Origin of the sequence: Paralteromonas sediminis (assembly GCF_003820355.1) — a bacterium.
GTDB classification, from domain to species: Bacteria; Pseudomonadota; Gammaproteobacteria; order Enterobacterales; family Alteromonadaceae; genus Alteromonas_F; species Alteromonas_F sediminis.
The window spans coordinates 813,033-832,992 of record NZ_RPOK01000001.1 but is presented as its reverse complement, the minus strand read 5'-3'; the positions used below and the strand labels follow the sequence as shown (position 1 = coordinate 832,992).

Annotated in this window: 17 protein-coding genes; 11 read left to right on the top strand and 6 right to left on the bottom strand. The window is 46.3% G+C overall.

What is annotated here, in order from left to right:
* Positions 1 to 212: 212 nt before the first annotated feature.
* Genes DRW07_RS03770 through DRW07_RS03760 form a run of 3 tightly spaced genes read right to left on the bottom strand, consistent with a single transcriptional unit; the run spans position 213 to position 5,379 of the window.
* On the bottom strand, positions 213 to 932 hold the full coding sequence (locus DRW07_RS03770) for a hypothetical protein (RefSeq protein WP_124026535.1): 720 nt from the start codon (positions 930 to 932) through the stop codon (positions 213 to 215).
* Positions 929 to 4,501 carry an ABC transporter permease/M1 family aminopeptidase gene (locus DRW07_RS03765; RefSeq protein ID WP_124026534.1) on the bottom strand — a complete coding sequence of 1,191 codons (3,573 nt, stop codon included), beginning with the start codon at positions 4,499 to 4,501 and terminating at the stop codon, positions 929 to 931. Before DRW07_RS03765 ends, DRW07_RS03770 begins: the two co-directional genes overlap by 4 nt.
* A complete protein-coding gene (locus DRW07_RS03760; RefSeq protein WP_124026533.1) occupies positions 4,498 to 5,379 on the bottom strand; it encodes an ABC transporter ATP-binding protein in 882 nt (293 codons plus the stop codon). The genes DRW07_RS03765 and DRW07_RS03760 overlap by 4 nt, the downstream gene beginning before the upstream one ends.
* Positions 5,380 to 5,518: 139 nt before the next feature.
* Here DRW07_RS03760 and DRW07_RS03755 point away from each other — a divergent pair, with 139 nt between their 5' ends.
* Positions 5,519 to 6,202 carry a response regulator transcription factor gene (locus DRW07_RS03755; RefSeq protein ID WP_124026532.1) on the top strand — a complete coding sequence of 228 codons (684 nt, stop codon included), beginning with the start codon at positions 5,519 to 5,521 and terminating at the stop codon, positions 6,200 to 6,202.
* Positions 6,189 to 7,409, top strand: a complete 1,221-nt coding sequence (locus tag DRW07_RS03750) for a sensor histidine kinase (RefSeq protein ID WP_124026531.1) — start codon at positions 6,189 to 6,191, stop codon at positions 7,407 to 7,409. Before DRW07_RS03755 ends, DRW07_RS03750 begins: the two co-directional genes overlap by 14 nt.
* A 58-nt stretch (positions 7,410 to 7,467) precedes the next feature.
* Here DRW07_RS03750 and DRW07_RS03745 read toward each other — a convergent pair whose 3' ends face one another.
* Both DRW07_RS03745 and DRW07_RS03740 read right to left on the bottom strand, forming a co-directional pair.
* Positions 7,468 to 8,997, bottom strand: coding sequence for an AbgT family transporter (locus tag DRW07_RS03745; RefSeq protein ID WP_124026530.1), 1,530 nt, complete (start codon positions 8,995 to 8,997; stop codon positions 7,468 to 7,470).
* A 71-nt stretch (positions 8,998 to 9,068) separates the two neighbouring features.
* Positions 9,069 to 9,890, bottom strand: a complete 822-nt coding sequence (locus tag DRW07_RS03740) for a mechanosensitive ion channel family protein (protein WP_124026529.1) — start codon at positions 9,888 to 9,890, stop codon at positions 9,069 to 9,071.
* Between the two features lie 160 nt (positions 9,891 to 10,050).
* Here DRW07_RS03740 and DRW07_RS03735 point away from each other — a divergent pair, with 160 nt between their 5' ends.
* Genes DRW07_RS03735 through DRW07_RS03725 form a run of 3 tightly spaced genes read left to right on the top strand, consistent with a single transcriptional unit; the run spans position 10,051 to position 12,463 of the window.
* Positions 10,051 to 11,703, top strand: coding sequence for an ABC transporter ATP-binding protein (locus DRW07_RS03735; protein WP_124026528.1), 1,653 nt, complete (start codon positions 10,051 to 10,053; stop codon positions 11,701 to 11,703).
* A gap of 44 nt (positions 11,704 to 11,747) precedes the next feature.
* Positions 11,748 to 12,023, top strand: coding sequence for a PqqD family protein (locus DRW07_RS03730; RefSeq protein ID WP_124026527.1), 276 nt, complete (start codon positions 11,748 to 11,750; stop codon positions 12,021 to 12,023).
* Positions 12,023 to 12,463 carry a lasso peptide biosynthesis B2 protein gene (locus DRW07_RS03725; protein ID WP_124026526.1) on the top strand — a complete coding sequence of 147 codons (441 nt, stop codon included), beginning with the start codon at positions 12,023 to 12,025 and terminating at the stop codon, positions 12,461 to 12,463. Before DRW07_RS03730 ends, DRW07_RS03725 begins: the two co-directional genes overlap by 1 nt.
* On the opposite strand, the gene DRW07_RS03720 is transcribed toward DRW07_RS03725, so the two are convergent.
* Positions 12,442 to 14,391, bottom strand: a complete 1,950-nt coding sequence (locus tag DRW07_RS03720) for an asparagine synthase-related protein (RefSeq protein ID WP_124026525.1) — start codon at positions 14,389 to 14,391, stop codon at positions 12,442 to 12,444. The genes DRW07_RS03725 and DRW07_RS03720 overlap by 22 nt on opposite strands.
* 128 nt (positions 14,392 to 14,519) lie before the next feature.
* Here DRW07_RS03720 and DRW07_RS18245 point away from each other — a divergent pair, with 128 nt between their 5' ends.
* From DRW07_RS18245 to DRW07_RS03695, 6 genes are all read left to right on the top strand, one after another.
* Entirely contained in the window at positions 14,520 to 14,693 is a 174-nt protein-coding gene (locus tag DRW07_RS18245) for a hypothetical protein (RefSeq protein ID WP_165870388.1), read from the top strand.
* A gap of 151 nt (positions 14,694 to 14,844) precedes the next feature.
* Complete coding sequence (locus DRW07_RS03715; RefSeq protein WP_124026524.1) at positions 14,845 to 15,552, top strand: hypothetical protein; 708 nt, start codon at positions 14,845 to 14,847, stop codon at positions 15,550 to 15,552.
* 16 nt (positions 15,553 to 15,568) lie between these two features.
* Positions 15,569 to 15,724 carry a putative RiPP precursor gene (locus tag DRW07_RS03710; protein ID WP_124026523.1) on the top strand — a complete coding sequence of 52 codons (156 nt, stop codon included), beginning with the start codon at positions 15,569 to 15,571 and terminating at the stop codon, positions 15,722 to 15,724.
* Positions 15,725 to 15,941: 217 nt separating this feature from the next.
* Entirely contained in the window at positions 15,942 to 17,120 is a 1,179-nt protein-coding gene (locus tag DRW07_RS03705; protein WP_124026522.1) for an outer membrane beta-barrel protein, read from the top strand.
* 14 nt (positions 17,121 to 17,134) lie between these two features.
* Entirely contained in the window at positions 17,135 to 17,665 is a 531-nt protein-coding gene (locus tag DRW07_RS03700; RefSeq protein ID WP_124026521.1) for a polysaccharide biosynthesis/export family protein, read from the top strand.
* Positions 17,666 to 17,688: 23 nt separating this feature from the next.
* The gene (locus DRW07_RS03695; RefSeq protein WP_124026520.1) at positions 17,689 to 19,953 is read left to right on the top strand and encodes a GumC family protein; all 2,265 of its coding nucleotides are present in this window, start codon (positions 17,689 to 17,691) and stop codon (positions 19,951 to 19,953) included.
* The last annotated feature ends 7 nt before the right edge of the window (positions 19,954 to 19,960 follow it).

Sequence of the window (19,960 nt, the reverse complement as noted above, 5' to 3'; positions counted from 1 at the left end):
GTTAGTTAACCTGAATCAATTAAAAATAAGCTTATTTTGTTAAAAATACTGACAGTGATTTAGCGCCCTGATTGAGCAAAAATGAATAGATTCACTGACTTAAGCGTACAGGGAGGCAAAAGCGGGTGTAAAAAAAGGTGACGGTGTGTATGTCGATGAAAAGTGGCACGGGAATAAGGTGTTTCCTGTGCCACTCAGTTAGGTTATCGGAATCAGTCCACTGCTGATATTTCTGAGATAATCCGTGTCGACTTTTCATTGAATTCTGAGACAAAAAGTAACTTCCCAACTTTGTGAGATTCTACTTTTACAACATGAATGCTCTTGTTATCAGTTGCAAAGTCTAGCCTGAGTTCGTACTTCATGAGCTTTACGGTAAAGCTGGGAGAAATGGGGTTGACAAGAGATACAGTTAAGTAGGCAAGCTCTTTGTTGTCCTGGTTAACGTACAGGGTGCCTGAAAAACTTCGTTCATTGTCCTGATCAAACATGGGAAGAGAAGGCTGGAATTGGTACTCAATGTATTCTGCTGAGGTACCCTGATAACGCAGTGTTTCCAAGCTTATAATTTTACTACTTTTCACTTCTTCAGGTTCATCTGTAAGCGCAGACATCGTTTGACGGTATTCATGTAAGGCATGCTCAGATGGCGTTTCATACTGTTGCTCCAACAACTGCCATTGTGCATTGGATGGCAAGTCGGGACTAAAGCGCTGAACCCGTTGCTGCACCTCGCCCCTGCCCGTATCAAGACGTGTTTCAATCGTATAAGCCCACGCCATGTCATCAATAATGGAATGCCACTTAACAGCCTTCACTTGCTGCATTACCAACGTTTTGTCTGAGTTATCTACTGGCGAGGCGAAACCATTCACTGACGCGACTAATATTACCGCAAGCAGCCATTCTTTTTTCATCGTTAATTTCGTCATAAGGGTATCCTGTGGTTTTTATTTGAAAATGCCGCTGAGTTGTCCAGAGCGTTGCGATCTGTGTAAAACTGATATGGATCGACAATGATCTTGGCCGGTTTTTCGTTCAGTAAGACTTGCAATTGTGCTTTGCCATTAACAAGCCGGATTTGACCAGAATGAATGGTCATTTTGTTATCTTGGCTATGTGTGTAAATAACGTAATCTACAACTTGGTTAGACAAATGAAATTCACCTTTTGCAGAGTGTGTATAATCCTTTTCAGTCATACTGATAGTGGCGTTTGCTGTGAAGTTACCTGCCGCATTGGATGTTACCGTAACGTCAGAAATCGCAAGGTCATATAACATGACTCTTGTGAGCCAGTTTTTAATGAATGACTCGTATTTGTGTTCTTTAAACGCATTGAGAAAATCGAGGTTTGTGGCAAAATCACCATCGGAAAAAGCCTTTTCCGCTAGCAAATTTTTTAATACTTTATTGAACGTATCCTCCCCGACTTTTTGCGCGATGGCGTAAAAAGCAACCAGTCCTTTTTCGTAACGAAGATAACGCTCATCATTCATCACATAGAGTGCAGATTCCTCTGTATCAACCTGGCCTCGCTGAGCCAAATATCGGGATGTAGCCCGTTGTAGTTCCGCTTTTACATAGGGCTCACCGTATAACTGCCGCATTATCGTTAATGATGAATACTCTGCAAGAGACTCTATTAATAAGGTTGCCCCTTCAGTGTTGGCGGTTTTTAACTGATGCCCCCACCATTGATGAGCAATCTCATGGGCAACGATAGACGATACATCATCCAGATTGTTCTGCCGGGATAGGTTTTCTTTGAACCCTGCATTTTCTGAGAAAAAAATAGTTCCCGGATAGGCCCTTGCAAATCCCCGATAAGGGATTTCAGCAATAGTCAGATGGTTAAAAGGGTAAGGTGCGTAATCCTCAGAAAACGTTTTTACTGACAACTTAGCCGCTTTCATCATTTGGGCAACGTTTTTGTGGTGCCCGGGGTGGTAATGAAGCGTTATTAGTGTGTTATTTATGGTCTGTTGCAGCGTCTCATAACGCGCTGACGAAAAACCAAAGAAATTACTGGTGGGTTTATGCACTTTATAATGAAAAAATGCTCTGTTACCCTCCGTCCACTGCGCCACCAGATCGCCTGGTGCCACTGCTGTTTGCTCGTGGTGCGTAGAGACAATGGCTTCAAAGCTGACTAAATTCGCATCTTTCTTCTTTAAGTGATCATCATAGCGGGTCCCAGCCACAAGTCGTGGCCGCCTGGGGGGCGCATCCACTCCCATTGCCTGATTAAAACCAATATATGGAAACAGTGCTTCCGAATGAAAATAGCTACCATTGGCTGTTAGGGTCAGGTCTGTGTCTTTGCTCTTAAATCCCTTTCGAAATAGTTCACTAGAGAACGTCATGCTGATCCGCTCACCCGCTTTTAGTGGCGATTTCAGTATGATTTTAAAGGTATTGAACGCCTCAATATGTTCAATTGACTGGGCGTCACGAATCGTAATGTCAGTAATCGCAGCCTGCTCAGGAACACTGATGATAAATTCAGATATGGGCGCCATATTGGTATTTTGCAGCGCAAATTTACCATGAATAGTTAAGCCATAATTTTGTGGATAAAACGCCACATTCACGTTGATATCTGTGATAAGTGGCGCATTTGCCCCCTTGTACTTTGCAAACGTTTGCTGATATTCAAATGCATGGCTATCACGGCTGTTGCCTGATTGGTAGGTATTAACAACATTTGTGTTCCAATAAACAAACAGGGTCGACATGACAGCAGATACAGCTATCACCATCATACTAGCGCGCTGCTTTACACTAAGTGCCTGGCTCAATGTAAAAATAGCCTGAGTTCTACTTTTACCAGATTGTTTATTGAATAACGCAAAACCCAAAAATATGAGCATCCCCGTATAGGTTGCCCAGTGAAATAACATGGCGGAAATGTTGTACCAAAAGTAATCGAAGCCGTTGAAGTCTGAATACCGTATTGTGCCCAGAGTCGAAAACTTCACCAGCACGTGCTCAAGCCCCAGGTTTGCACCCATGGAGGTCCCAAATACGCCCATCACTAACACGGAAGCCAATATACCCGCATATTTGTTACTCAATGCGAACTGAATCGTCATACATAAAACCGCCAGATACATCATTGGCAGGGCGTAAACGGGCACTAAACTAACGTATAGCAACCAGTTAACGTCATAAAACCCATTAATCAGCTGGTAACCTAATGCGCAAATAATGGCGGTTAATAAAAGGCTTAGCACCAGCACACAAAGCGTGACCAACTGCGATAAATAAAGGCTCCATCGAGAAACAGGTGTCGCCATCAACACCTCGTAAAATCTGTTTTCTTTTGCTCTGTAAGCTAACTCTGCCGCGTAAAATGAGACTGTGATAATGCTGACTACTTTCAGCGATGTCACAATAATAGGCGCTATTGAACTGGTATAAGGATGCAGTGCACCTATAACGCTATTCATCTCAAGAGAAGCAATCAGTTGCCCCACGACTAGCACTGCGGTTAACAGGAGCAATAATGCAAAGGGTACACTGAAAATTGTACTTGAAAGTTCAATCGCCAGGCTTCGTTTGAACATCAACCAGCCAGAATACACATGGTTCATTGTCGCGTATTGCACGTTTTGGAGAATCTGCTTTTTAGGTTCGGGAGCAGGTTTAGGTGTAGCTTCAGACGTCTTAGTCCTGTGAGAGGAAAGCGATACACTATTTTTTAACGTCAGCAAAACCAAGCCCGTACTGATCGCAAGCCATACAAAACGATTGATTAACAGGGAACCGCTTAGGCTAAACCGCTGCGTGTTTTTCTCAGCCGTCGACCATAACTGAGTTTGCTCTAAAAATGCAGACACACCAAAGGGGTCCAGTATGCTGGTTAAAAGTAACTGCGCCCCCTGTATTTGCTCTGAGGCCGTGAACATGGGTGAGTCAAAGAAGGCAGTGACAGACATGTAAAAAACATAAATGCCAAGCCCGGTTAAGAATATCCAAAGGGCTTTACTAATGAACTGACTGAAGAAAAACAGCACAGAGCAAGTAAAAATAACATTGGGTATCAGAATAATCGCTACAGGCCATAGGGTATTGGCTAATGAAAAGCGACCAAAGATCAGTTCGCCCTCAGGAGACAACAGTGCAGGCACCACGTAGCATACAAACGCAATCAGTGAGAGCATTGTGCTGGCCAATACCAACGCTAGGTATCGGCTTAGCTGCAAACGAGCATGGCTAATGGGCGCAGCGTTGACCAACTCTGCAAACCCGAAACTTTTGTCCCTTATCAGTGTGTTGGACGAAAGCAAAGTGGTAATAAATAACGCTGGTATGGAAAACATAACCAGGAAGTAGGTCAGATTGTGAGCAGAAAAGAAGGCAACATTGCCAGAAATAACCACTCGCCCAGACAAGAAATAACCCAGAGCCACAACGAACACGGCTCCAAGCAAAAACACGGGCTGGCGCAGAAAATAATACGCTTCAAATTGCAGCAATGATTTTACAGTGACGTTCATTTTGCCTCCTGCCCCTGATTGGCCAGAGCGGCAAAGTACACGTCTTCTAAATTGGGCGGGACCGCGTAAAAATCAGGGGTTGGCGGAATATCAGCCAGCACGCGAACAAAGCGCTCTGCCCCTATACTTTTTACTGACAAGAACGAAAAAACCTTTTGCCATTGACTCACCTGCTGCTCGTTCGTTTGTGCCTGCCATACTTTGCCACCAAGTACATTAGATAGCGACGAAATACCCCCCTGATTCACCACCTTGCCATTATTGATTATGGCCAGATTGCTACATAGTCCTTCAATATCTTCAATAATGTGAGACGAAAGAATGAGCGTGGCGTTTTCACTTACCTCACTCAACAAACTATAAAAGCGATTGCGTTCCTGAGGGTCCAGGCCCGCTGTAGGTTCATCAACAACAATAAGCTCTGGTGAGGCAATAAGTGCTTGCGCAATACCAAACCGCCTGACCATACCCCCAGAGAAAGTAGCAACCGACTTATGCTTATGGTTTAGTAAGTTAGTTTGTTCGAGCAGTTCATTCACTTTTTTATGGCGGACGTTTTTATTGTGAATGCCCTTTAATACAGCAAGGTAGTCGAGCAGCCTGAATGCTGATACTCGCGGATAAACCCCAAACTCCTGAGGCAAGTAGCCAAGAACCCTACGAAGCGCATGTGGCCTGTTTAGCACATTTATATCGTTAAACTGAATATACCCGCTATCCGGGGCCTGAATAGTGGCAAGGGTGCGCATTAAACTAGACTTGCCTGCACCATTTGGCCCTAGCAGACCGAACATACCTTTGCCAATTTGAAGCTCAATATTGTTTAACGCCTTCACGCCATTGTCGTATTGCTTAGACAGTGATGTAACCGTGAGCATAGATTTTACCCCGTAACAGTTTAAGTTCTGGTACTTTAGTTGGGCGGGGTAAAATTAACGTAAAACACACGTTTACTTTGGTTTTACACAGGTACCATAAACTGCGTTGTACTTAATAAGCTGCAATGAATAGGATTCCATGGCTAGTATATTGATTGTTGAAGATGATATTGATATCGCAACAGGTATCGCTGAGTACGTTGAAACCATCGGTCACGAATTAGATTTTGCTTATACAGGTACTCAGGCACAGCAGATGATTAGGGCTGAGCGTTATGATCTCATTTTGTTAGATATCAATTTACCGCACTTAAGTGGATACGATATTTGCCAGGATCTGCTTTCCGACCAGCTGGCCGCTATTCCCGTGATCATGATGTCGGCCAACACCCATGAAAAAGACGTGATAAAGGGGTTTCAGTCAGGCGCCTGGGACTACCTTAAAAAACCGTTTTCATACGCTGAGCTCACTGCAAGAATCAATGTCGCCTTAGCACGAGGTTATTCAAACAACACCGCTGCTGGTGTGAAACATCTGGGGTTTGTATTAGATCTTGAATCAAAAAGTCTGTCCCATGAATGCGGTACTAGCGTTCAACTTAAATCATTGGGCTTTTTGATTTTAAAAATATTGCTGGAGCACGCGCCTAAAACTGTATCCACCTCTTCTTTGATCGACCAGCTGTGGCCGGATGAAGTGCCACCCAGTAATCCTTTACGGGCCAATATTTATACGTTGAGACAACAACTCAAAAAGGCCTTCAACAAAGAACTAGTTCAAACCGTTAAAGGTATAGGATATAAATTTGATGCTGACGCGTAGCACTACGTTAACAGGGCGAGTGGCTAAAACGCTTACCCTGCTTACGCTCATTCTGTTCTTAGTGTTTTCATTCATGGCGGTACTCATTGCCTTCATAATCGAAGACACCATGATCCACAACGTACTCAGGCAAGCTAGTCAGCAAACATCTTATGACAACAGTGCCGTTAAGCAGGTCACCTTTCAGGAACTTCAGCAGCTCGGATACACGTCACAAAGTGAAGCACAATTAAAAAATCGCATTAACGCCTTTGCTGAATTTTCAGCTGACGGAAAACACTACCATTTTATGATTGTCGACAGTGGCTATTTGGTTACAGACAGCACACCGCTGCTTGCGGTGTCACAACGAGTAAGCGGCATCATTAAACTGCTGCTGGTTGCATTAGTGCCCTGTTCTATTATTACGATTCTTACCACACGACACTTATCGAAATATGCCCTTTCCCCTTTTCTAACACTAAAAGAACGCTTTTTGCAGCCAGAAAAAAACTCCGCCGAATTGATACGGGAAAACGCCTTCATACGGGAGCAAGATATAAAACAAATTGCCGATGAGTTGGCACATGCACTTTCGCAAAAAGAGGAATTGCTATCTGAACAAATTACCTTTAATCAGGGCATGAGTCATGAGTTAAGAACGCCGCTGCAATCCATGACTCACGCGGTTGAACTCATCGCCATCAAACATCCGGCACTGGCTGATCAGCAGGTATATAAACGCCTACAAAATTCACTAACAAAAATGTACCGCATCAGTGAGGCCATGTTATGGCTGTTGTCTGACGAACCTTCACAAAATACATTGTCAATTAACCGGCATTTAACTAGCCTGCAGGACGATTTGCACGCTACTTACCACGCCCATGGCCTATCTATAAAACAAATTGAGAACGGGCAACTGTTCCTGGATATACCCACTGTAGTGTTTGATTTTATTGTATATGCCCTGGTAAATAATACCGTGCAATACGCTGCATTAAGCAAGGGTAAAAAACAGTTGCAGATTACAATAGATAAGCAGCAGATTACCCTCACCAATGCCTATGACAATCACCAGTTTGAAATAGCTGACGGACCGCAACATTTTGGCTTAGGCCTGCTGTTGGTGACAAAACTAGCTCATCGTTTTACACACCGTATTGAAATAAAACACGACGAATCGACATTCGCTGTGTCGTTAATAGCTGGGCAACAGGCAAGTTAAGTCGAGCAGTAAATGTCTGTGGCCACAGAACACGGCCACAGACATTCATAATAAAACGTTAAGGATAAACGTAGCTGGCTTGTACACCCAGTGGGAAGCCCAGGCTCCAATAAAGTAGCAGGAAGGCTGTCCAGGCGAACAGAATTACAATGGAATACGGCAGCATGAGTGACAACAAGGTACCAATACCCGTGCCTTTCACATAGCGCTGACAGTACACCACCACCAGCGGGAAGTACGGCAACAGCGGCGTAATGATGTTCGAGCTGGAATCGCCTAAGCGATACGCGGCCTGCGTTAAGTCAGGTGAAATGTTCAGCTGCATCAGCATAGGAACAAAAATAGGGCCAAGCAGCGCCCATTTCGCAGAAGATGAACCAATAAACAGGTTAACAAACGCGGTCAGGAAGATAATGCCCACGATTGTCACCATGCTTGGCAACTGCAGGGTTTTCAGTACCTGCGCCCCTTCAATGGCCAGCAAGGCCCCAAGGTTCGATTTACCAAAGGCATCAATGAACAAGGCACAGAAAAACGCCATAACAATGTAGTAGCTCATGCCCTGCATGGCTTTGGTCATGGAATCAATCATGTCTTTGGTGGTTTGGTAGGTACCCGACATAAAGCCATACACCACGCCTGGCAATAAGAACAGCAAGAAGATAAGCGGTACAATAGACTGCATCACAGGAGCAGCAAATGAGGTGAGCTTGCCTTCGGCATCACGCAGTGGTGAAGTTTCGGGTATCAAAATCGCAATCAGCACAATAATACCCACCAACATGCTGAGCGACGCCCAGCGCAAGGCTTTAGATTGCTTGTCAGTTAATTCTTCAATTTTGGGAATTTCATTAGGGTCGCCATCAACTTCGGTGTCTTTTAAGCGAGGCTCGATAACTTTGTCAGTAAGATACCAGGCAATACCCACAATCAGTAAGGTAGACGCCGAGTTAAAGAACCAGTTGTTCAGCGGGTTAACCTGAATGTCAGGGTCGATGATCTGCGCAGCCGACTGCGTGAACGACTGCAGTAACGGGTCGATAGCCGACGGAATAAAGTTGGCACAAAAACCGCCACTTACCCCGGCGAAGGCAGCGGCAATACCGGCCAGCGGATGTCTGCCCATGGCGTAAAAAATAACCCCGGCTAGCGGAATAACCAGTACATAACCGGCGTCGGTTGCGGTATGGCTGATTATCGCCACCAATACCACCATTGGTGTTAATAAAGCACCCGGCGTTTTGTCAAGCATGCGCTTAAGCCCGGCGCTAATAAAACCGGAGTGCTCAGCAACACCCACACCCAGCATGGCTACCAACACCACACCCAGGGGCGCAAAGCCGGTGAATATGGTTACCATGCGACTTAAAAAGTCGGCCATCACCTCACCGGTTAGCAGGTTGTTCACCACTACCGCTTCTTGTGTTCTGGGGTCGATTGCACTGAAGGTAAATTGAGACAGTATGGCTGAAAGCACCCATACAATAACTAAGCAAATTAAAAAGATGACGGCAGGATCGGGCAGCTTATTCCCGACGCGCTCGACTTTGTCCAGCGCACGGGTGGCCCAGGTAGACTGAGTGCTCATGGTTTCTCCGTTTTTATTATATTGTTGTTTCTGTCGTTTTTTCCAAGCGGCACAGTGTGCCACAGCAATGGCTAATCACCAAGCATACGCACTTCCCGCTGTGGAAAGGGTATCTCAATACTGGCAGCAATAATGGCGTCGTGAATGGCCTTATTCGCCGCGTATTTTATCTGGTAGTGTTTGTCGGTAGGCGCCCAAAAACGCACGCCAAAATTAATACTGCTGTCGCCAAAGTTATCAATACCAATTAAAGGCACGTTGTTTTCATCAATGCCCTCAACCTTCTCCAGCGCGTTGCTGATAACGCTCATCACCTCATCGGTATTCGAGCTGTAGGCAACACCAATGCTCAGCTCAACCAAAATATTACCCGCTGAATTATGCAGAATTTCACCCACAATCAGACGATTGGGAATTTGAATACGCACATTGTCTTCATCCAGCAAAATGGTGTAGCCCAAATGCACCTCGGCCACCAGGCCGGCCACACCCTGCACTTTTATGGTGTCGTTCACTACAAAAGGCCGGGTGATAATAATGGTAAACCCGGCAGCATAGTTCGACAGCATGCCCTGAATGGCTAAACCCGCACCCAAACCCAAAGCACCAATGGCAGCAATAAAAGGCGTCACACTTATGCCCAACTGCCCCAATGCGATAATAAATACCAGCACCAGTACAATGGTTTTGGCGGTGCCGCCGGTAAAACGGCTTAAGGTGATGTCAATCTCACGGGCCCGCATGGTGTGTTCAACAAAGTGCCCCACTTTGCTGGCCACCCAGGCACCAATAATAATGATAATAATGGCACCCACTATCTGAAAGCTGTAGGTCACAGCAAACTCAGTGAGAGTGTTATACAGGGTTTGGATTTGTTCCAATTCTTGTTCCATGGCATGCCGCATTAGCTAAACAAGGAAGGTTGAGTTATTAAACCTGATATACGACAAAGCGTAAACTGTTTAAGTGTCAGTTCTGACCACTGCAATGGGTGCTTTGCAAGAGACCAAGGTTAAGATACGATAAGTTTGCCGTATCCTTTGACCCAGTCACATGTTTATCAACCACTTTTTAGAATACGTTAAACCTCAAAAGCATAAGTACGCCTTTATTATGGTGTTGATGCTGGTTGAAAGTGCCGTCAGCCTGGGTATTCCGTATCTGGTGGGGCAGTTTTCCAGTGCAGCGCTAGGTGAGCCTACAGCCATTGATGCCCATTACTCCTACTTTATTGGTGCCTGGCTGGCGTTAATTGTTATTCAGGCACTGGTTCGCTACCAGTTCAGCTTTCGCATTAATATGATAGGCGCGAATATTCTGTCTAGCCTCAGCTGTAGGCTGTACGACCACGTACAAATGCTACCTATTAGCTATTTTTCTAAGCGCAAAAAAGGCGAAATTCTGGCGCTCATCAGCAATGATGCCAATGTACTGGCCTACTTTTTATCCGGCATTTTAACCAGTCTGGCCCCCAGTCTTATTATTGCGGTGGGCTCGCTTATCCTGATGGCCAGTATTAATGTGTACCTGGCGTTAATTATTGCTGTGTGTATTCCGGGCTTCTACTTATTGCTCAAGCTTCTGGGCAAGCGTATTCGTCCGCTGTCTGAGCAGGTTACCGAGCAGCAGGCCAGCATTGTGGCCCATGCCTCTGAAAATATTGGTGCTATTCACCTGCTTAAATCGTTTGGTCGTGAGCAAACCGAAAGCGACAAATTTAAACACAACACCGAAAAAATGCTGGAGCTAAGACGCTCGCAGTTTCACATTCAGGCGTTGTTATCGCCCCTGGTACAAATGCTTATCTCCATTGGCATAGTGCTAATCGCCCTGGTGAGTGTGCTTCACTACCGAAGTGGTGAGCTGACCATTTCTGAACTGATCACCCTGCTAATGTACGGCCTGCTATTTGCCAAACCCATGAGTGGCCTGGCGGCAACCTATGGCCAGTATCAGCAGGCGCAGGGTGCGTCTAAACGCATTTTGGATGTACTGCAAATTGAACCTGAAACCATCGATGAGAGCGCCAATGAGCTCGCGTTTAAACAGGGCCATATTCAACTGGAAAATATCACCTTTCACTATGATGGCGGCAAGCCTTTGCTTGCCAACGTAAATGCTGAATTTAAACCCGACAACATTACCCTGCTCATCGGCGACAACGGCGCGGGCAAAACCACCATCTTGCATTTACTTATGCGCTTTATCGAACCCAAGCAGGGTCGTATTTTGCTTGATGATCAGGACATTTCGAAAGTCAGCCTGCAATCGCTACGCAGTCATATTGCCCTTGTGTCGCAGGACGTGGCCTTAAGTAACGGCAGCATTTTTGAAAACATTGCCTATGGCCGCCCTGACACCAGTTTGGAACAGGTTGTGAAAGCCGCAAAAGCATCAGGTGCCGACCGCTTTATAAATCAGTTAGAAGATGGCTACCATGCACAGGTAGGCGAAAACGGTGTGTTATTGTCTGCCGGGCAGCGCCAGAAAATTTCACTGGCCAGGGCGCTTTTGCTCAACAGCCGTATTATTATTTTTGACGAGCCTACCTCGGCTTCTGACGAGCAGGGCCACGAAGAGTTTGCGGCGCTGATCAAACAGCTGTTGGCAGGCCGCACTGTCATTATTGTTACCCACGACACAAACATGCAAAAAATTGCAGATAAGGTGTATGCCATTGATCGGTTTGAGATTGTCGAGAAGTAATTTATCTTGTAAATCACCCATAAACAGCGAAAGGACGGCCTTCTATGACTTCACTTCCCCAACGAATTAGCCTGTGCGAATCTGCTCTGGTGCAAAGTGTGTCGGGTGAAATGGTTATTCTGGATATGGAAAGTGGCCAGTACTACACGTTAAATACCATGGCCACACAAATACTCGACTGGCTAAAAGCCGGAGACAGCGTGCCTGAAGTAGTGAGCAAAGTATGCGCAGAATACGACGCCACAGAACAAGACGTTACCCGCGATGTGCAAGCGATGATCAGCACGCTACTGGAAAAGAAGCTGGTTGAACCTGCCTGATGGTGTACATAAAAGGGTATCGTTTAAGCCTACTCCTACAGGTGCTATATCAACTGATAAAGTGGGATATTACCCTGCGTTTCTCAGCCTATTCAGCCTGGAAGCCGGCGCTTACTTCGCCCTCTGGCACGGTAAGCAGCAATGCCCATTTAGCCACGGCCCAGTATGTGGCCAAACATCTGGCTCTGGTAGTGCGTAAATCCCCTTACCCCTTTAACTGTATGCGCCGCACCCTGGCATTAAAAACCCTGCTAAACCAGCAAGGCATAGCACCAACACTGCATATCGGGGTGAAGTTTGACGACAATAAACAGCTTGCGGCCCATGCCTGGTTAAGCCTTGTGGGGGAATGTCTGAATGATACGGCAGACAATGTGGCCCAGTATTCAGAAATAACCGACGACACGCAAAAACTAATTCAGGCGTTAGCCACACAATAAGTCTGATACCAGGACTGCACTAAAATCGCGTATAACAAATCCACCTGCAAACTCGGCACAGGGCTGGCCACCACCTTATCAAAGCTGCTAAGTACCTGATGGTTATCAATTAGCCCTAAATCGGCCAGCGCCTCATGGGCCAGCAGTGCCCGTATTTCGGTTTGGTTGTGTTTAATCAAATTGGCAAAATGCTGATCAAACACGGTTTTGCTTTTGTTCCAGCATACCTGTTCCGGCAATTTGCCGCTCATGGCCTGGCGCAATAATAGTTTGGGAAATTCTCCGCTAATATGCAGGTGCTGGGGTACATCAAAACTAAACTGGGCCAGCGCCTTGTTCATTAACGGGTGCTTTACCTGCAAGCCATAGTTATCAAACACGGCCTGATAAGAGCGCATTGAATTAAAGGTAGAGGTTTGAAACAAGCCCTCGTAGCGGGCATAGCGGGCCAGGTTGTGTTTGCTCCCGGTAAAAGGGTTGGCCCTTTTGGGGGCAGCCTCAATCAGCGCTCTGGCTTGGCCGGTTAGCCAGGCAGGATACGCAAATGCCGCCAGGCGCTGCTCAATAGGATCACCTTTTAAGGTGCTGGCCAGCTGACGCTTTAAAGGCCCCAGCAAGGCACTTTTCAAGGCCCCCCATACCGGTAAGCCCAATTGCCTGGCACTTCGGCTTACCTCACCAACCACCGACATATCACCGGCCATTAGCCGGTCAAAATAGACTAAGCTGTGCCCCCAGAACATTTCGTCACCGCCGTTACCGGTTAACAAGGTGCCCGCCCCCTGCGCGTTTAGCAAGGCGGCTTCTTCGTGGTATTTGGGAGAGAGTACCATGCCAGGGCTTTGTACATGGGTAGGATACACCTCTCCAAAGCGCATAGGGGTAAACTTATCCAGCTCAATAAAATGGCTTTGGGTAAACGGGTAGCGTGCGATCATCGCAGCAATATTATCGCTCTCGTCACAGGCAGCGGTATGTTTATAGGTATGCGACACGCTGTGCAGGTTAAGCCCCTGCTGCTGCGCCAGCGCCCAGGCCGTGGCAGAGACTGACGTGGAATCCATGCCCCCGCTCAACTGAGTAAACAAGGTATCGCCAATTTGCCCGTCCGATGGGGGCAGACAATCAGCCACACTGCTTTGCAGTATTGCGCTTAACTCGTCCTGATAGTCATTCAGCGGCCTTTTTACACTGTGCTCTGTGGTATTGGGGTTAATATCCCAATACAAACGGGTACTGGGGCTTAAGCCAGGCCGAAACAGCACTACGCTCGCCTGCGGCACCTGATGGATGTTGGCATACAAAGAACGGTTAGGGTCCGGCCTGCCCGACAACCACAAACTCAACGCCGTTTGGCATACCTTAGGCGGTACAAGTTGTAACAGCAGCGCCAGGTTAGCGCTGATAAGGTAGGTTTCAGCTAAATCAGGGAACGAAGCATAGAACAGGGTTTGGGCATTAAACGCCGACGTAGCCAGCATAAAACACTGCCCGCTTTCATCGGGGCAGCCAAGGTAAAAGTCGCCAGTTAGGCTGTTGACGGCTTGTGAAAACAAGTCGTTTTGGTCTAAAACTGAACTAGTGTCAAAATCTTTTACACATTGAGAAGCCAGCTGCTGTAAGAAAAGTGTTATGGAAAATTCACTTTTGCTGCTATTTCCCTCAAATGGGGCAAAACCGCCCTTTTTTGGTGCTGAAAAATGTGGGGACGCCTGACAAATCATTCCGTGTTTGGCATAGTCTGAAACAGGGAAACGGCTATCAGCATTCGGTAAAACCTGTGCTAACACTCTATTTTTACTGACAAAAGCCAGCCTGACCGGCTGCGCATTATTCGGTGTTTGCGCATGCAAAATATCCTGCAGCACTTGCGCAGCCTGACCGGCATGCCTGCCATACAGCACTATGTCAGAAGAAGTTAACGGCACCAGTAATCACTACAATTTATGAATTGAAAAACGATAATGCGCACTTGATAAAAAAAATGCAACGAAGCGGCTACCAGCAAAAGGTTAAAATTTTGTAAAACCTAAGCCATTCAAAACTAAGCCGTTTTTTGTCAGCATTTTTTACACTTCACGGTTTACTTGGGAAAAACTGGGTATCTAACGCTAAAACGTTCTTCTATACCCCTGTATTAAAAGCATTTTTCAAAACAGGCCCGCTTTTTGCTTTATCGGTAAGTGGAAAGACCAGTCATGTGAGCGTGTTTGATTTAGGGATCCTCTAGAATGGACCAGCACCTCAAAATCAACATGACCTAAAAATACAAAACAGAATTTAAAGAGGCCCGCTCAGGCGCGCTTCTACAGAGTTTTTTTGCGACCAGTTGAAAATAACGCATAAAGCGATAATGCCTGAATAAGGGTTAAGGAATGAATATGAAGAACAAACTTTCATCTGCATTGAGCTTGCTAGCCGGCGCAGGGCTGATGGCAATGACATCATTCAGCAGCCAGGCCGCTTACATTGTGTCAGACAATGTAGTAACGGGCGATGAAATGGCAGGCATTCAGGTATCCGCCTATATCGACGATGTACTTTTCGAAACCTTTACCTGGCAAGCCATTAACACTGTACCTGGTACAAGCGGCAATGAATATGATGATGCTGAAGAGTTAAGCGGTGGCGTATCAGGCACTGGCTGGAGCCTCGAACAGGAAGGTTTCACTTTGGGTGAATGTTCACCATGTACGCCAGAAGGTGCAACAATTTACGGTGCATGGTCGTTTTTCCAAGAAGGCGCAAACATCAATAAGCTAGTTATCAGTACAGTAAGCACTTCAGGTGATTTGCTGGCGGTATTTGACAACGAAACAGCCGGCCCGGTACTTGATACCTTAGGCAGTGGCACGGGTCGCGGTTTCTTCTTGTTACCCGGTAGCGACTTCAAAGTAGCAGCATCTTACAACGACCAGGTAGAAGGCGAATTGTTCTCAAGCCTTACGCTTGAATTTGCCAGCAACGCCGGATTTTCTTTTTGGGCAGATACTGACCTGGTCGAAAAAGTTTCTGCACCGCATGTGTTTTCACTATTAGGTCTGGCACTTGCCTTCTCTGCGTTTGCCCGCAGAAAGCGTCAAGCTTAAGAAAAGGGTTAATATTATGAACAATCAAGATATGAACACTAACAGCAAAAAAGTGTACGTTAAGCCGGTTATTAACAACCCAGGTACACTGGCCGAACTAACTAAAGGCTTTTCAGGCAGTATTCCTGATGAGCAAGGCGGGCACACTAAGCGTAACCCGTTCCAAGGTTAATTAGCCTGCGGCTAGTAGCTGTTAACAATAAGAAGTAAGAAAATCAGCGCCCTATGTCACAATAAGCTTCAAATACGAAGTGTGATAATGGCGCTGTTTTAGTTTTAAGCGTTAGTGAGTAAAGGTGCAATATTAACGCTGGTGTTTTTTGCTAACGTCTGCAGTAAGCTAAACGTAGTTGATGATGTGTAAGTATTTGGAATTGGTATAAAAGCTTATGGCGTTAAGAATTACAACAAAACAGGCGCGGTTACCTCGCGCAGTATGCCTGACAATGCTATGCAGTGTATTTTCAGCACATGCACAGGAAGAAGCCGGTGCTACCTATGGCGCAGGCATCTATCTGGGCCACGACAGCAATGTGCTAAGGCAAGCTGAAGAAGCGTCTGACACCAGCTTAACCGTTACCCCCGAACTGGAACTGGTGGGTTTGTATGGCAAACACCGCTTTTCTGTTAATTATCAGGGCGACTATAAAAAGTATTTCGACCTTGATGATCTCGACTACGATTCTCACGACCTAAAGTTTGAAGCCAAACTAGACCATAGCCAGCGCTTTACTTCAGGCCTACTATTGCAATACCAAAACCGCATTGAAGAGCCCGGTGTAACCGATCAGTCAACACTTGGCCTGCAAGAATTTAACGAACTGGACATCGTGCGCATACAGGGTAAGGGCGCGTATGGCCGTCGCGACAGTATTGGCCAGATTGTGCTTATGCTTAATCACAATCAGCAGCGCTATAACAACAATCAGCAAGAATACCGCGACTTAGACCGAAACGGCGTTACCGCCCAGTTTTATTACCGTGTAGCCCCTAAAACCCGCATGCTGTTCGAAGCCAGTTACGACGACGTCAGCTATAAAAATACTGAGCGGTTTGACTTGTCCAGTAAGGATGCCCGTTACTTAGTGGGTGTTGAGTGGGAAATTACCGCCAAAACATCCGGCACCTTTAAAGCCGGTTATCAAACCAAAAGTTACGATGACAGCGCCACCTTTAACGATATTTCTGGCTTGTCATACGCCCTGGATATGACCTGGTTACCGAATACTTACACCAAGGTCACCATAGGTGCAGCACGAACCATTAATGAATCGGCTAACCTTGGGTTAGGCGGTTTTATCAGTAATAGCCTGCGTACAGGTGTTGAGCACGCCTTTACTGAGCGCACTAAATTAAAAGCAACCTACGATTTTGCCGAATACGATATTACTTCAACGCTTGGCCGCACCGATAAGCGCCAGGAAATCGGCATTGGGTTTAGCCACGACCTAAGGCGCTGGCTTGATATTGAATTAATGTACCGTTTTCAGGAGCGCACCTCCGACAATGCCCTGTTTGAATTTGATGCACAGCTTATTGAGCTTGGCGCCATTGTAAGTTTTGACTAATCCAAGGATATAAGATGAAAGCCGTTTACCTAATCCTTTTGCAAATCAGCGTTATGCTGATAAGTAGCGCCAGTGCCGACGAATTTGATAATTACCGCTTATCGGTAGACGATGAGATTTCAATTACCGTCTTCCAGGAACCCGATATGAGTGTGCAAAAAACCCGTATCAGCACCACAGGCGCCATTTCTATGCCCTTGATTGGTCAGGTAAGCGTAGAAGGCTTAACCGTTGAAGAGGTAGAGGCTAAAGTTACTGAACTATTACTCGACGGCTATTTAAAAAAGCCCAATGTGACTGTATCGATTACCGAATACCGCCCGTTTTATATCAACGGTGAAGTAGACGAACCGGGCAGCTACCCGTTCCGCAAAGGGCTAACGGTTGAAAAAGCCGTGGCACTGGCAGGCGGATTTACTGAGCGCGCCTCAAAAACCACCATCAAACTGGTGCGTCAGGGGCAGTCAACCACGGTTGAAGGGGTTGCGTTATCATACGCTGTATTACCCGGTGACGTGATCACCGTTAGCGAAAGCTTCTTCTAAGTCTTAGCCAAGGAATTGTATTAATGAACTCTGTAAGTAACCTTAACCAACAAGGCTTAGACAACAACGGGCACCCGGCTCATCACGAAGATGATTTAATCGACCTGGGGCAATACTGGCGCACCATTAAACGCGGCAAGTGGATAATACTGTTAATTACATTAAGCTGCCTGATATTGGGCGGCCTATTAGCCAGTAATATGACGCCTCTCTATCAGGCCACGTCTAAAATACTGGCCGACCCTCAACAGCCCAATGCAAACAGAGATGAACAATATATCGCTTCAGCCTTGGTTTTTTTGTTTTACGAAACCCAGTATGAAATTATCCAGTCTCGCAATATTGCCGAAACCGTGGTCGACAAGCTGGGACTGGTAGAAAAATACAAACAAGAGCAAGCCGCACTTAAGGCAGAGCCTAAATCTGGCTTGTCAGCCATGCTGGATAATTGGAAAATGGAACTCAGTGCCCTTGCCGGAAAAGAGGAAGCTGCCGCGCCGGCAAAACCCCTCAGCGATGCAGAAATTAAAACCATGCTGGCCATGCAGATTCAGGGCGGGCTTGAGGTGTCTGGTGGTAAACAAAGCCAGGTAATTAATGTGTCATACAGTTCAGACGACCCACAAAAAGCCGCTGATATTATCAATGCCGTGGCCGATGCCTACATCGCCTTTGGTTTAGAGTCGCGCTTGGGCGAAGTGCGTAACACCGAACAGTGGTTAGGCGAGCAGTATCAAAAACTGGGTGAAAAGCTGCAAGAATCCGAAGCAGCATTAAGTGCTTACCGCTCCAGCCAGGGCCTGGTAGACACGTCTCAGCAAGAGCGCCTGGCCAATGCCCAGCTGCAAAACCTGAATAGCGAACTTATTCGTGCACAAACCAAGCTGAGTGAAGAAACGGAACAGTATCAGGCGGTACAAAGTGTTACACCAGGCACGCCTGGCTATTATTCGTTAGCGCCCGTGTTGGCAAATAAAACGGCCAGCGACATGGTAAAAGAGCAAGCAGCCAGAGCCCGTGAAGTAGAGCAACTTGAGCAGCGCTACGGCGAAAAGCACCCCCGAATGATAGCGGCTCGTTCTGCACTAAAATCTACCCGCGACAACCTGAACAGCGAAATTGAAAAAATTATCGCTAACGTAGAAAAGAACTACCGCTCGGCACAAACCCAGGTTCAAAATGTACAGCGCTTAATTGCCGAGAGCCGCGCAGAAATTCAGGGGCTGCAAGGCAACAACCTGGAACTGGTGCGTTTAGAGCGTGAAGTAGAAAACAACCGCCGCGTGTATGAGTCGTTCCAGAGCCAGTTAATGCAGGCCAATGTAAATAGTGAGTTTGATGCGTCAAACGTGCATATCATCGACCGCGCCACTGTGCCAAAAGCCCCTTACAAGCCCAATAAAAAGTTGATTCTTGTTCTGGCGGGCATGTTTGGTTTATTTGCCGGTACGGTTCTGGTGTTCTTAAAAGAGCTGTTAGACAACACCTTTAAAACGCCCGACAACATAGAAGATAAAATTAAAATACCCAGCCTGGGAATTACCCCTGTGGTGAAAAAATCAAAGAGCGAATCGACGCCAGAAAAACAATATCTGGACGATCCGCGCTCTACCTTCTCAGAGAGCATTAATACCATACGTACTGGCTTGTTGTTCTCGAATATCGATAACCCACCCAAAACGGTATTGGTTACCTCTTCCACGGGTTCTGAAGGCAAGTCTACGTTGGCCCTTAATCTGGCTGCGGCGTACAGCAATATTGGTAAAACGCTATTGCTGGAAGTGGATTTACGCAAACCCAGCATTGCTCGATATTTAGGGCTTACACCGCAAGAAGGCTTATCGGAACTGGTTACCGGCAGCGTGCAAAATACCGAGTCTTTGCTTCAAACTAAAGTAAAAGACAACCTTACGGTCATCACATCAGGTGCCATGCCCAGAAACCCGGCAGAGCTTTTATCGTCAAAGAAGTTTGAAAAAGTCATGGAAGCGCTCAAACGCAACTTCGACTATATCGTACTAGACGGCCCACCTACCCTGCCTGTAAGTGATTCCTGCATTCTAGGCAATAAAATGGATGCTGTCGTCATGGCGGTGAAAGCAGAAGACACCAAGGTGAACGTAGCCAAAGAAGCCATTAAACGTTTGCGTAATCATAACGCCAATGTAATCGGCGCAGTGCTTACTGTGGCAGAGCCCAATAAAATGAGTTATTACGGTAACCACTATTACGCCGAAGAATATTATGGCGATGTAGACCCAAAAGAGCTCAAAGTGGCCAACGTATAACGTCTAT